Raw genomic sequence first — 13,256 nt, 5'->3', positions numbered from 1 at the left:
GGTATGGCAGCGTGAGGTACCCGTCATCGGGGTCTTCGTGCCTGTTTACTGGACGTTCGATCACCGGGCCGGAGCCGTCGAGGTAAGAAATGGTTTACCTGGGACATGCGTGCTGGCGGTTTAAGATCGAAGGTGCCTTAAAATTGATTTTTGCAAAACCGTTTGATTGTCAAAACCTTGATTGTCAAAAACACGGGCCGGGCTCAGGTTGATGGCAACGCCAGTGGTTTGACACAGAGTAACGCTTTAGATTCAAACTCTTTAGATTTAAAACTTCGGGCAAGTTCTATATGCAGTATGGTTAAACTTAACACGCTTCTTGGCAGGCGTCTATACCCTTCATCATCGAAGCCGTATCCAGCTGGCCGGCGCACACTCCCCCGATATGCAGAACGCCAGGGGAGCACACTCGCTGCACGGTGGCAGCGCCGGTTAACGGGGTCTGGCGGTGAATATGCTTCGCCACCAGCACGCCGTGCTCCCGAGGCACCCTGCCCGATTACAGATTCGCGTTCAGGAAATCTTTGAGCTGGCCCTTGGACAGCGCGCCGACCTTGGTCGCCGCCACTTCACCGTTCTTGAACAGCAACAGCGTTGGAATCCCACGGATACCGTATTGCGGTGCGGTGGCCGGGTTTTCGTCGATGTTCAGCTTGCTGATGGTCAACTTGCCGTCGAACTCATCGGCAATTTCATTCAGGATCGGAGCAATCATCTTGCACGGACCACACCATTCAGCCCAGAAGTCGACCAGGATTGGCCCTTCGGCTTGCAAGACCTTGTCAGCGAAGCTGTCGTCTGTCAGGTGAATAATTTTATCGCTCATGTTCTACTCCACAGGATTATGTCTACCTTGTTGGTGTAGCATCAACCAACACAAGGTGATTCTCTTTCACCGCGTTTATTTCAACGGATGTGCTTTCGTAAAGCAATAGTTAGCTGATATTCTACCACACTATGAGCAAAACACACTTGACCGAACAGAAGTTTTCCGACTTCGCCCTGCACCCGTTAGTCCTTGAAGCCCTTGAAAAAAAAGGGTTTCACAATTGCACGCCCATTCAGGCGTTAGCATTGCCGCTCACGCTCGCTGGGCGTGACGTTGCGGGTCAGGCGCAAACCGGTACCGGAAAGACGCTGGCATTCTTGGCGTCTACTTTTCATTATCTCCTTTCTCATCCGGCAAAACAGGATCGTCAGACCAACCAGCCGCGTGCCTTGATCATGGCACCAACGCGTGAGTTGGCGGTGCAGATCCACTCCGATGCACAGGCGCTGTCCGACACCACCGGTCTCAAGCTGGGGCTGGCCTACGGCGGCGACGGCTACGACAAGCAGCTGAAAGTGCTGGAGAGCGGCGTTGACATCCTGATCGGCACCACCGGTCGCCTGATCGACTACGCCAAGCAGAACTACATCGATCTGGGTGCAATCCAGGTAGTGGTGCTGGATGAAGCCGACCGGATGTACGATCTGGGCTTTATCAAAGATATTCGCTGGCTGTTCCGCCGCATGCCTGCGGTCGATCAACGTCTGAACATGCTGTTCTCCGCCACCTTGTCCTACCGCGTACGCGAACTGGCCTTCGAGCAGATGAACAACGCCGAATACGTGGAAGTTGAACCGGAACAGAAAACCGGCCACCGCATCAAAGAAGAACTGTTTTACCCGTCCAACGAAGAAAAAATGCGTCTGTTGCAGACCTTGATCGAAGAAGAGTGGCCGGATCGCGCCATCATCTTCGCCAATACCAAGCACCGCTGCGAAGACATCTGGGGCCATCTGGCCGCTGACGGTCACCGCGTGGGCCTGCTGACCGGCGACGTGGCGCAGAAAAAACGCCTGCGCATTCTGGACGACTTTACCAAAGGCAATCTGGACATTCTGGTCGCCACCGACGTTGCCGCACGCGGCTTGCACATTCCTTTGGTTACCCACGTCTTCAACTACGATCTGCCTGACGACTGTGAAGACTACGTTCACCGCATCGGTCGTACCGGTCGTGCTGGCGAAAGCGGTCATTCCATCAGCCTGGCCTGCGAAGAATACGCGCTCAACCTGCCGGCGATCGAGACCTATACCGGTCACAGTATCCCGGTGAGCAAGTACAACAGCGACGCGCTGCTGACCGATCTGCCGGCACCGAAACGTCTGTCGCGCCCGCGCGGCGGCAATGGCCCGCGTCGCAATTCATCGCCGCGCCGCGGCGGCGCGCCACGTAACAACCGTAAACGTTCAGGCTGATATTCATGCTCAGTTCCAGCACGCTATATGCCGCTATCGATCTTGGTTCCAACAGTTTCCATATGTTGGTGGTGCGCGAGGTGGCTGGCAGCATCCAGACCCTGGCGCGCATCAAGCGTAAAGTTCGCCTGGCGGCGGGGCTGGATCATGACAATCACCTATCCCATGAGGCAATGCAGCGTGGCTGGCAGTGCCTAAAGCTGTTTTCCGAACGGCTGCAGGACATCCCGCGCGATCAGATCCGCGTGGTGGCCACCGCAACGCTGCGCCTGGCGTCCAACGCCGGTGAATTCCTGCACACCGCCGAGCAGATCCTCGGCTGTCCGGTGCAGGTGATCAGCGGCGAAGAAGAAGCGCGTCTGATTTACCACGGCGTGGCGCATACCACCGGTGGCCCGGACCAGCGCCTGGTGGTCGACATCGGCGGCGGCAGCACCGAACTGGTCACCGGCACCGGCGCCCAGGCCGCCCAGCTGTACAGCCTGTCGATGGGTTGTGTTACCTGGCTGGAGCGCTTCTTTAGCGATCGCAACCTCGGGCGGGATAACTTCGACCGTGCCGAACTGGCCGCTCGTGAAATGGTGCGGCCGTTGGCGCCACAGCTGCGCGCGCATGGCTGGCAGATTTGCGTTGGCGCATCCGGTACCGTTCAGGCGTTGCAGGAAATCATGGTGGCGCAGGGTATGGATGAGCGCATCACCCTGCCGAAGCTGCGTCAGCTCAAACAGCGGGCGATTCAGTGCGGCAAGCTGGAAGAGCTGGAAATCGAAGGACTGACGCTGGAGCGTGCGCTGGTCTTTCCAAGCGGGCTATCGATCCTGCTGGCGATTTTCCAGGAATTAGGTATCGAAAGCATGACGCTGGCCGGCGGCGCACTACGCGAAGGTCTGGTGTACGGCATGCTGCATCTGCCGGTTGAGCAGGATATCCGCAGCCGCACCATTCGTAATTTGCAGCGCCGTTATCTGCTGGATACCGAGCAGGCGGCGCGGGTCAGCCAACTGGCCGGCAATTTTTCGCAGCAGGTGGCCAATGAATGGCAACTGGATGCGCGATGTCGTGAATTGCTGCATGCCGCCTGTCTGATTCACGAAATCGGTCTGAGCGTTGATTTCAAACAGGCGCCGCAACATGCCGCCTACCTGATTCGCCATTTGGACCTGCCCGGCTTTACGCCGGCGCAGAAAAAACTGTTAGCCACCCTGCTGCAAAATCAGAGCAACCCGCTCGATTTAACCCTGCTGAGTCAGCAAAATGCCGTTCCGCCGCGTATGGCGCAGCATTTGTGTCGCATTCTGCGTCTGGCGATCATCTTCGCCAGCCGCCGTCGTGACGATACGCTGCCGGCCGTCAGGCTGCGCGCCAACGCCAATGACGAAGCGTTGCATGTCATTCTGCCGCGCGGCTGGCTGGAACAGCACCCGCTGCGCGCCGAAGCACTGGATCAGGAAAGCCACTGGCAGAGCTACGTCCACTGGCCGCTACTGCTCGAAGAACAATCTTGATGGCAGCGGATTCGGCCTGCCGAATCCGCTCTTTTGCTTAGCCACCGCCTTTGGCTTTTGCCAGCATCGCGCGAATATTGGCCACGTTGCTTTGCCCTTTCTGCATGCGCTCCTGCGGACTTATCACCTTGCGCTCGGTTTCCCATGCCAAATCGTCCTGCGGCAGCTCCAGCAAAAATCGGCTCGGCTCCGGGCGCACCAGTTCACCGTACTGGCGTCGTTCACGGCACAGGGTAAAAATCAGCTCTTTCTGGGCGCGGGTTATCCCCACGTAGGCCAAACGCCGCTCTTCATCGACATTATCTTCGTCAATGCTGCTCTGATGCGGCAATAACCCCTCCTCCATCCCCACCAGGAACACATATGGGAATTCCAACCCCTTCGAGGCGTGCAGCGTCATCAGTTGAACCTGATCCAGCTCTTCGTCACTTTCCCCACGTTCCATCATGTCGCGCAGGGTGAAGCGGGTCACCACCTGGGACAGCGTCATCGGCTCGTCCAGTTCGCTGCCTTCGAGCATTTCGGTCATCCAGCCGAACAGCGTATTGACGTTTTTCATCTGCATTTCCGCCGCCTTAGGGCTGGTGGCAGTTTCAAACAGCCAGCTTTCGTAATCTATGCCATGGATCAGATCGCGCACCGCCGCCACCGGTTCACGCTCCGCCAGTTCGGCAATACCTTTCAGCCAGCCGGTGAAACGCTGCAAAGACTCCAGCCCACGGCCGGACAGGTGCTGGCCAAGGCCAAGATCGAAACTGGCGTCGAACAGACTCTTGCTGCGCAGGTTGGCCCACTCCCCCAGCTTTTGCCGCGTCGTCGGCCCGATTTCACGCTTGGGGGTATTTACGATGCGCAAAAAGGCGCTGTCGTCATCAGGGTTGGTCAGCACCCGTAGGTAGGCCAGCAAATCCTTGATTTCCGGTCGGGAGAAAAACGAGGTACCGCCAGAGATCTTGTACGGAATGCGGTTCTGCATCAGCATTTTCTCAAACACTCGCGACTGGTGGTTGCCGCGGTACAAAATCGCATAATCGCCGTAATTGGTTTTTTTGACAAAGTGGTGGGCAATCAGCTCGCCGACCACCCGTTCTGCTTCGTGGTCCTCGTTATTGGCGGTGATCACTTTCAGCGCCTCGCCGTAACCAAGTTCGGAAAACAGTTTCTTTTCGAACACGTGCGGGTTATTGGCGATCAGAATGTTCGCCGCTTTCAGGATGCGTTCGCTAGAGCGGTAGTTCTGTTCCAGCTTGATCACCTGCAACGCCGGAAAATCTTCCTTCAGCAGCACCAGGTTTTGCGGCCGCGCGCCGCGCCAGGAGTAGATCGACTGGTCATCATCGCCGACCACGGTAAAGCGTGCGCGGTTGCCCACCAGCAGCTTCACCAGTTCATACTGGCTGGTATTGGTATCTTGATATTCATCCACCAACAGATAGCGGATACGCTGTTGCCAGCGTTCGCGCACTTCTGGATCACGCTGCAGCAACAGCGTTGGCAGCAGGATCAGATCATCAAAATCCAGCACGTTACACGCCCGCATGTGCGCGTGGTACAGGCCATAGCAGTGTGCAAAATGCTTGTCGCGCTGCGAACGCGCCACTTCCATCGCCCGCGCCGGATCGATCAGGTCGTTTTTCCAATTGGAAATGGTGGTGATCAATTGCGCCAGCAGCGTCTTGTCTTCTTCCAGAAATTGCTTGGTCAGTTCCTTCAGCAGCGCCAGCTGATCGCGGTCGTCGAACAGGGAAAAGTTGGATTTCATGCCCAGCGCCTTGTATTCGCGCTTGATGATGTCCAGCCCCAGCGTGTGGAAGGTCGATATCATCAGTCCACGCGCTTCCTTGCGACCCAGCGTTTGCGCCACGCGTTCTTTCATTTCGCGCGCGGCCTTGTTGGTGAAGGTAACCGCCGCGATATGACGCGCCTGATAGCCGCAATGGTGGATCAGGTGAGCAATCTTGTTGGTGATGACGCGCGTTTTACCCGATCCGGCACCGGCCAAAACCAGGCACGGTCCAGTAACGAATTCGACGGCTTGCTGTTGGCTGGGGTTCAATCGCATGGCGCTTTATGGCTCAACTGTCTAAACGTGGGAGGGAAGTGTAGCAGAAAGCGTTAAGCGGTATAATCGCCGCTATTCTTGCAAAACATCACGAAGGCACTCAACCCATGGCAAAAACCGCGAGCGCGCTGCATATACTGGTAGATAACGAAAAGCTGGCCAACGAGCTGCTGGCCAAACTAAAGCGTGGCGTCAGCTTCGATACGCTGGCACGCAAATACTCCAGTTGCCCCTCCAAACGCAACGGCGGTTCGCTGGGGGAATTCAACAAGGGCACCATGGTGGCGGCGTTTGACAAAGCGGTATTCAGCATACCGCTGCTGAAGCCGTATGGGCCGGTCAAGACCCAATTCGGCTATCATATTATCAAGGTGCTCTACCGCAATTGACTACTGCGCGCCGGCTTCCGTCGGCGCAGCGCCTTCCACCGGTTTCACCTCTTCTGTGACCACCGCCGGTGCCGGCATCATGATGCGATTATAGTTTTCCTGCAGTTGCTTCATGTTCACTTCCGGCTCGCCTTTCGGCTGCAGCAACACCAGCGTGGCATCTTGTGAAAGCTGCAGTTTCAGCTCCTGGTTCAGCGCTTCCAGCGTCAACCCCGACAGGAACGCCTGTCGCAACTGCTGGTACTGCTCAGGTGCGATGTCAACCACGCCGCTTTGCTGCGAACGCAGGCGCTGGCTCATCAACACGTCGGTATCGGTACGTGCATAAGTGGCGAACAGCTTGCTCAACTGCGCGGTTTTCTGCGCCAGCAGGCTGTCAAACTCTTGCTGCGTCAGGCCGTTGTTGCGCACGTTGGCCATTTCACCGGCAACAAATTCCAGTCCAGGATTCAGATTGGCGTTTGGCGTTTCCAGGTGGATGGCGCATTGCGCACGCTGATACTGCACGCGGCAATCAAAGCCCAGCTTGGCGTCTTTCTGCGGGCTTTTTTCCAACGCCTGCTGCAAGTGCCAGAACAGCGCCTCACGCGCCAGATCGCTGCGCCAGTAGCGGCTCAGATTTTGAGAATCGCGGATCGGGTGCCATGGCGTATCCCACATGATCGACAGCGTATCCTGCTTGACCGTCTCGCTCATCAGGCTGACCGGCTGCAGTGGCAACGGCGTCAGCGTCGGCATGGTGGCCGGGGTTTCGCGCTTGCCTTCCAGCGACGAAAACGCCTTGTTGATCTGTTCACTCAGGCTGCGGCTGTCCACTTTGCCGACCACATACAGCGTCATCACGTCTGGGGTATACCACTGCTGGTAGAATTTCTTCAGCTGTTCGATATTCACCGGCCGCTTTACCGGCTGACCAGGATCGTGCGCCAGCAGCGTCGAGCCTTTCAACCGGTAACGCCACCAGGGATCTTGCGGATTAGGCGGGAAAATGCCGATCGGATCGACGCTGGAGTTCATCACCGCGCGTACCGTATGCTCGTCAATCGCCAACCTGCCGGTGGTATCCGACAGCCAGGCCAGCGCTTCTTTCAGCAGATCCGGCCGGTTGTTCGGCAGGCTGAGGTTGTACATCGTGAAGTCATAAGACCCGATCGCCGGCGGCAACGGGCGGTCGTTGTCCACGCCCTGCTGCCATAGCGAACGTAGCTGTGCCGGGGTAAAGCTTTCGCTGCGCGCCATTGCCAGGCGTGGCAACAAATGGGCAAAACCGATCTGCTGGGAAGATTCAACCAGCGATCCGGTGTTGACCATCAACCGCAGTTCGACGCGATCGCTCGGCCGTTGCGGCGTATCAAGAATCTGCCAGGAAAACCCGTTGGCAAGCGTACCCTGCTGCCAGGCAGGATCGGGTTGTAGCGCTTCAGCCTGCACGCTGCTGCTGGCCGCGGCCAGCAATAGCCCACCAACCATAAGATGAATTCTGGTGCCCTGCATGTGAACCCCTACTTAATGACTATCCAATTTATTTATGCAAATACCGGTATTCCATTCAATGGAATCATAAAAATACGCCCTGAGTTTCACAGTGGGGCGGAAAGCAGAAAGTGTACCACTGTGTTTGACCACATGCCTGGCCGGATGTCACTGGTTGAAGCGAAAAATAATCATTAGCAGGATTTTTAGTAGAGAAAAAACGCATGGAGGGAAAGATAATAGCCTCGGCTGCCGCAGCAGCCGAGGTTTTATACTGATATTACTTAAGCTTTGTCAGTCTCAGGACAACGTACGCGTCTCATCAACCCGCTCGCCCTTCTTGTTGTTCAGCGTAGCATGCAGCTGTTTGGCGTCCAGCTGTTTACACCACTTGGCCACCACCACCGTCGCCACGCCGTTGCCCACCAGGTTGGTCAACGCACGCGCTTCCGACATAAAGCGGTCAATCCCCAGGATCAGCGCCAGGCCAGCCAGCGGCAGATGGCCCACCGCCGAAATGGTTGCCGCCAGGACGATAAAGCCGCTGCCAGTCACCCCTGCCGCGCCTTTCGACGACAGCAGCAGCACCACCAGCAGCGTCACCTGATGCATTACGTCCATATGGGTATTGGTGGCCTGAGCGATGAACACCGCCGCCATCGTCAGGTAAATCGAGGTGCCGTCCAGGTTGAATGAATAGCCGGTGGGGATCACCAGGCCTACCACCGATTTCTTGCAGCCCAATCGCTCCATCTTGTCCAGCATGCGTGGCAGCGCCGACTCGGAGGACGAGGTGCCCAGTACGATCAACAGCTCTTCCTTGATGTAATTGACGAACTTGAAGATGCTGAAACCGTTGGCACGGGCGATCGAGCCCAGCACCACGACCACAAACAGGATGCAGGTAACATAGAAGCACAGGATCAGCTGGCCGAGCTGCACCAGCGTGCCAACGCCATATTTACCAATGGTAAACGCCATGGCACCGAAGGCACCCAGCGGCGCCAACCGCATGATCATGTTGATAATACCGAAAATTACGCTGGAGAAACTTTCGATCACATTGAAGATCAGCTGCCCCTTGTCACCCAGGCGGTGCAAGGCAAAACCGAACAGCACCGCAAACAGCAGCACCTGAAGAATATTGCCGCTGGCGAAGGCACCGATCACGCTGCCGGGAATGATGTCGAGCAAGAACGGAATGATACCCTGTTGCTGTGCCTGTTCGGCGTAAACCGCCACCGCTTTGGCGTCCAGCGTTCCCGGATCGACGTTCATGCCGGCGCCCGGCTGCACCACGTTGACGATCACCAGACCGATAATCAGCGCGAGGGTGCTGACGATTTCAAAATACAGCAACGCAATGGCGCCGGTGCGACCCACCGCCTTCATGCTTTCCATACCGGCGATGCCGGTCACCACGGTGCAGAAAATCACCGGAGCGATAATCATTTTGATGAGTTTAACAAAACCATCGCCCAGTGGTTTCATTTGAGCGCCGAGGTCAGGATAAAAATGCCCAAGCAAGATGCCCAACGTAATCGCGGTCAACACCTGGAAATAGAGGCTTTTAAAGATAGTTGGTTTCATAAGTACATCCTATGGGGGAGCCGCGCAACAGAGTCAGATAACGATTTTCCCACTGCTCTTCGCTTGCGCGGAAAATAACACCCGTATAACAACATGGAAATAATTTGTTGCTCCCCTCGGGATTAACGATGTGTTTTTAAGAGCCGAATCGCTTCAGTAGAGATGCAAGGATGTAAATTACGTAAGCCTTTCTTTGCACTACCTCAATGGAGGTAGCAAAGACTCGCGCTTTTCGGACATTGACCAACGGGGAGGTTACCGGCGACCGCAGCAGCCGCCGGTAAAGGAGGTTAGCGCCAGACGAACCAGGCAAACAGCGTCACGACCAGCACGCAGATAATATTCAGCCAGAAGCCGACTCGCACCATTTCACGCTGGCGAATTTCGCCGGTACCGTAAACGATGGCGTTTGGCGGCGTTGCCACCGGTAGCATAAAGGCGCAGGAGGCACCGATACCGATCACGATTGTCAGCAGCGCCGACGGCATCCCCAACGCTTCCGCGACGGTGGCGAATACCGGCACTAACAGCGCGGCACTGGCGGTATTACTGGTGAATTCGGTCAAGAAGATGATAAAGGTCGCCACTGCCAGGATGATGATGAACCAGTGGCTGGCGCCGAACAGCGAGGCCATGCCTTCCGCCATCACCGCACTGGCGCCGGAATCCTTCAGGATGACGCTCAGCGTCAGGCCGCCGCCGAACAGCATCAGCACGCCCCATTCGGTATTTTGCTGAATCTGCGACCAGCTGGCGACACCGCTGATGCCGATCAACACCGCCGCACCCACCGCCACCAGGGTATCAAATTGCTTGATGCCGCCCAGCAGTCCGCTGAGCTGGCTACTGAAGATCCAGCAGAATACCGTCAACAGGAAGATGCCAAGCGTAACCCAGCGCGACTGGGTCCATGGGAAGTTTTCCAGTTTGATGTCAAAGCGGTGCTTCATGTTCGGCCGCAACAGCAGGTATAAGGTGCCGACCATCAGCGGCATTAGCACCACCATTACCGGGATGCCGAACTTCATCCAGCCAACAAAGTCCAGCCCCAGCTGCGCTGCGGCAATGGCGTTTGGCGGGCTGCCGACCATGGTGCCCAGGCCGCCGATGCTGGCGCTGTAGGCAATGCCGAGCAGCAGAAACACGTAAGTGTTGTGGTCACGTTCGCGATCCAGATTGCTCAGGATCCCCAGCGCCAGCGGCAACATCATCGCCGCCGTCGCGGTATTGCTGATCCACATCGACAACACCGCGGTTGCACCAAACAGCATCAGGGCCGCCAACAGCATCTTACCGCCGGCCAGCATCAGCAGACGGTTGGCGATCAGCCGATCCAGCTTCTGAATATGCAGCGCCGTCGCCAGAGCAAAGCCGCCGAAGAACAGGAAAATGGTCGGGTTGGCAAAAGACGCCAGCGCCTTGTCCACGTTCAACATGCCGCACGCCACCGCCATGATCGGTACCAGCAGTGCGGTAATGGTGACGTGAATGGCCTCGGTCAGCCAGAGAATACCGATGAATGCCAGCAGCGCCAGGCCGGTGTTTTCCTGTGGGCTAAAAGGCAATGTCTTCAGCAACACCGCGAACAGAATAATGTCGGCAACCAGGATTAGCAGCCCACGACGCGTTGCCGGCGAAGCCGTAGAGGGTGTCAGAGGAGTATCAGCCATGATTATTGTCCCTAGCGCGTGACCTGGCGCTCTTGTAACAAAATGTACCAGAAGGGATCTAGGATAAGGTTTGATGAACGATTTGTTGAGAAAAAGATGTTATTTATGCGAGCGATAACACGTCGATAACAGTTTAACCCCGCACAACGGACAAAATTCAACCTTGGGGGGCAAATTGCGCTTCAAACGTCTCGCGTGGCAGCGGGTGGGAAAACAGGAATCCCTGACCGTGATAAATGCCATGCTGCAACAGCCAGTCGCGCTGTGCGGCGGTTTCCACGCCTTCAGCCATCACCGGCAGGTTCAACACGTCGGAAATCGCGCTGACAATGCGCACCATCGCCTCGTCGCCCGGCAGGCCATGGATAAAGCTTTTGTCGATCTTGATCAGAGCGATCGGCAACCCTTTCAGGCGATTGAGATAATTTAGGCTAGAGTAGCCCATGCCAAAATCGTCCAGCGCAATCGACAGGCCGAGTTCATGCAGTTCCCGCAGCAGCGCCAATGCATGGTCAAGGTCATGAATACGTACCGTTTCGGTAATTTCCAACAACAGCTTGCCCGGATCGATCGCGTACCGTTGCAGCAACAGCTTCAGGTGTGGAACGAAATCGGCATCCTGCATTTGCAGTGCCGACACGTTGACCGCCAGCGGCAGCGCAATACCCCGCGCCTGCCAGTCGGCCAGAATGCGGCACGACGCTTCCAGCACCCAGTTGCCGAGCGGCACAATCACCCCCAGCTCTTCGGCCAACGGGATCACATCGGCCGGCAGGGTAATACTGCCGTCGTACTGCCGCCAGCGCAGCAGCGCCTCGGCGCCAATCACCGCGTTGGTGCGCATGTCGATTTGCGGCTGCAGATACAGGGTAAACTGATCCCGTTCGATACCTTGCAAGATCTCGCTTTCCTGCGTCAGGCGCTTTTGCGTACGGTCGGTCAGGCTGGGCTCGAAGAAAAGAATGTGGTTTTTGCCGTCGCGGTGCGCCGACATCATGGCCGACATCGCACTGCGCAACAGCTGTTCGGCGCTTTCGCCTTGATCGAGATAATGTGCAATGCCAATACTGGCGGTCGGCCGCAGCGACATCTTTTGAATCTCCAGCGGCGCGTTGATTTGCGCCATGATGCGCTGCGCCAGCTGCATGGCATTAAATGGCCGTTCAATGCCTTTGGCCAACACCGCAAACTCGGCGTTGGTCAACTGCGCCAGCACGCTGTCCTTGTCCAGACATTGGCGCAGCTTTTCCGTTAACTTGCGCACCAGCATTTCACGTTGCGCCGACGTCAGTACGCCGCTGGCTTCATGCAGCGTTTCAATGCCGATCACCAGCAGATTGAAGCGTTCCGGCCGCAGGCTGGAGGCGATATGCTGCTCCAGCAACGCCGTCAACAGTACCTGATTGGGCAGGCCGGTAATCGAGTTACGGGTGCTGAGGCGGCTCATATCGGCATGGGCGCGGGCCAGTCGCTGCTGATTACGGTTATAGTTGCGCGCCAGCAGGCCAAGCTCGTCATCCTGATGCAGCGACGGCAACATCAATTGATGATACGGCGCATCCTCCTCGGAGATGTTTTCCAGTTCCCTCGCCATGGCACGCAGCGGATAGACCATCAGACGGTTCATGCACCAGGTGATGGCTATCGACAAAATCAGCGCCAACAGCAGATAGGTGGACAGCATGGTCGACACCGCGCTGAGAATGAACTGATACATGCGGAACGAATCGGCCTGTAACACCAGATAGGCCAGTGGCTGCGGATTGGCGGGCACCCGCTCGAGCGAATACAGCGGCACGGAAATTTGCACCGGCAAATCAAAAATGCGCCCAATCAGCGACGGTATCGGCCGTTCCGGCGGGAAGTTGGCGTGCAGGGCCTGAAACTCGTTCGGCAGCACGATATCGGCACGGGTCAAAATGCCGACCGGCAACAGCGAATTCAATACCCGTTTGGTTTCCGGTACATCCATGCGCAGCACCGCTTCCGCCAGAGGCTGGCGTACCGAATGGGCAATATTCTCCAACTGCTGGGCGTAGTCATCCCTGCGCTGCTGCACAAAGTGGAATAACTGAATGACGATAAAAATGCAGATCGTGACCAGCGCCACCCCGGACACCGTCGCCATCTGCTTAATCGTGAGTGAACGCCTGACCCGCAAACCTGCTCTCCGTTAATCGGGCTAAAAAAATGACCAGAGCTGAAAACAATGCCACGCCCGTGTTCGAATCGGTGTGAGTATACGCGATTGCCTCGTGTTTTTACCTTGCCATAGCGATGGAAGAAGTAAGAAAAGCGCGGGTTTCAGTCTTTTCCTAGCCGA

Annotated in this window: 9 protein-coding genes; 3 read left to right on the top strand and 6 right to left on the bottom strand. The window is 56.7% G+C overall.

The window, feature by feature from the left end; genetic code table 11:
- Nucleotides 1–499: 499 nt before the first annotated feature.
- On the bottom strand, nucleotides 500–826 hold the full coding sequence (gene trxA, locus NYE85_RS05525; protein WP_259003597.1) for a thioredoxin TrxA: 327 nt from the start codon (nucleotides 824–826) through the stop codon (nucleotides 500–502).
- 131 nt (nucleotides 827–957) lie between these two features.
- On the opposite strand from trxA, the gene rhlB reads away from it, so the two are divergent.
- On the top strand, nucleotides 958–2,244 hold the full coding sequence (rhlB, locus tag NYE85_RS05520) for an ATP-dependent RNA helicase RhlB (protein WP_259003596.1): 1,287 nt from the start codon (nucleotides 958–960) through the stop codon (nucleotides 2,242–2,244).
- A gap of 5 nt (nucleotides 2,245–2,249) precedes the next feature.
- On the top strand, nucleotides 2,250–3,749 hold the full coding sequence (ppx, locus tag NYE85_RS05515) for an exopolyphosphatase (RefSeq protein WP_259003595.1): 1,500 nt from the start codon (nucleotides 2,250–2,252) through the stop codon (nucleotides 3,747–3,749).
- A gap of 37 nt (nucleotides 3,750–3,786) precedes the next feature.
- Here the strand turns inward: ppx and rep are convergent, their stop codons facing one another.
- Nucleotides 3,787–5,811, bottom strand: coding sequence for a DNA helicase Rep (rep, locus tag NYE85_RS05510; RefSeq protein WP_259003592.1), 2,025 nt, complete (start codon nucleotides 5,809–5,811; stop codon nucleotides 3,787–3,789).
- A 107-nt stretch (nucleotides 5,812–5,918) separates the two neighbouring features.
- Between rep and ppiC the strand changes: the two genes are divergently transcribed.
- Nucleotides 5,919–6,200 (top strand): peptidylprolyl isomerase PpiC, encoded by a 282-nt coding sequence (ppiC, locus tag NYE85_RS05505; RefSeq protein WP_259003590.1) that lies wholly within the window; start codon nucleotides 5,919–5,921, stop codon nucleotides 6,198–6,200.
- On the opposite strand, the gene NYE85_RS05500 is transcribed toward ppiC, so the two are convergent.
- The 4 genes from NYE85_RS05500 to hmsP form a co-directional block, all read right to left on the bottom strand.
- On the bottom strand, nucleotides 6,201–7,694 hold the full coding sequence (locus tag NYE85_RS05500) for a pitrilysin family protein (RefSeq protein ID WP_259003588.1): 1,494 nt from the start codon (nucleotides 7,692–7,694) through the stop codon (nucleotides 6,201–6,203).
- Between the two features lie 279 nt (nucleotides 7,695–7,973).
- Complete coding sequence (locus tag NYE85_RS05495) at nucleotides 7,974–9,263, bottom strand: dicarboxylate/amino acid:cation symporter (protein WP_259003586.1); 1,290 nt, start codon at nucleotides 9,261–9,263, stop codon at nucleotides 7,974–7,976.
- Between the two features lie 290 nt (nucleotides 9,264–9,553).
- Nucleotides 9,554–10,933 (bottom strand): DASS family sodium-coupled anion symporter, encoded by a 1,380-nt coding sequence (locus NYE85_RS05490; RefSeq protein ID WP_259003584.1) that lies wholly within the window; start codon nucleotides 10,931–10,933, stop codon nucleotides 9,554–9,556.
- 157 nt (nucleotides 10,934–11,090) lie between these two features.
- Complete coding sequence (gene hmsP / locus NYE85_RS05485) at nucleotides 11,091–13,094, bottom strand: biofilm formation regulator HmsP (protein ID WP_259003583.1); 2,004 nt, start codon at nucleotides 13,092–13,094, stop codon at nucleotides 11,091–11,093.
- Between the last annotated feature and the right edge of the window lie 162 nt (nucleotides 13,095–13,256).

It is taken from the genome of Serratia sp. AKBS12 (genome assembly GCF_024793895.1).
Lineage (GTDB): Bacteria > Pseudomonadota > Gammaproteobacteria > Enterobacterales > Enterobacteriaceae > Serratia_F.
Note: the sequence above shows the minus strand (reverse complement) of the source record. Positions and strands in the feature narration are given on the sequence as shown.

Excerpts from the sequence above, each read along its gene's own strand:
- NYE85_RS05490 (WP_259003584.1), bottom strand. The coding sequence starts at position 10,933 with ATGGCTGATACTCCTCTGACACCCTCTACGGCTTCGCCGGCAACGCGT.
- NYE85_RS05500 (WP_259003588.1), bottom strand. The coding sequence starts at position 7,694 with ATGCAGGGCACCAGAATTCATCTTATGGTTGGTGGGCTATTGCTGGCC.
- trxA (WP_259003597.1), bottom strand. The coding sequence starts at position 826 with ATGAGCGATAAAATTATTCACCTGACAGACGACAGCTTCGCTGACAAG.
- ppx (WP_259003595.1), top strand. The coding sequence starts at position 2,250 with ATGCTCAGTTCCAGCACGCTATATGCCGCTATCGATCTTGGTTCCAAC.
- rep (WP_259003592.1), bottom strand. The coding sequence starts at position 5,811 with ATGCGATTGAACCCCAGCCAACAGCAAGCCGTCGAATTCGTTACTGGA.
- ppiC (WP_259003590.1), top strand. The coding sequence starts at position 5,919 with ATGGCAAAAACCGCGAGCGCGCTGCATATACTGGTAGATAACGAAAAG.
- NYE85_RS05495 (WP_259003586.1), bottom strand. The coding sequence starts at position 9,263 with ATGAAACCAACTATCTTTAAAAGCCTCTATTTCCAGGTGTTGACCGCG.
- rhlB (WP_259003596.1), top strand. The coding sequence starts at position 958 with ATGAGCAAAACACACTTGACCGAACAGAAGTTTTCCGACTTCGCCCTG.